We start from the raw sequence: 276 nt of genomic DNA on the forward strand, positions 1-276 counted from the left end.
CATTTCCCAGTTGCGCTTTCAGTTCGGCTACAGTCGTTTCAATGAAAGAGGCAGCGCTCCAGTCCTGTTTCCCCCCGCAAATGTCGACTACAAAATTTTTCAGAAGCTGGGTTCCGTCTTCACTGTGGAACACTTCCGGGTGGAACTGTACTCCCCATACTTTCTCTTCCTTTATTTGATAAGCAGCGATGGCTACTTTATCTGTTGAAGCGATAATTTTGAAATTCTCCGGAATGGCGGTGATGGTATCTCCGTGGCTCATCCATACTTGTGAGT

Annotated in this window: 1 protein-coding gene; it reads right to left on the reverse strand. The window is 46.7% G+C overall.

Features of this window, described 5'->3' with window-relative positions:
- Window positions 1-276, reverse strand: a 276-nt coding sequence (locus Q5O73_RS10560) for a gamma-glutamyl-gamma-aminobutyrate hydrolase family protein (RefSeq protein WP_302669671.1), incomplete at both ends; no start/stop codon positions are given.

The sequence above is a fragment of the Eubacterium sp. AF15-50 genome (assembly GCF_934835595.1).
GTDB lineage: Bacteria > Bacillota > Clostridia > Lachnospirales > Lachnospiraceae > Eubacterium_G > Eubacterium_G segne.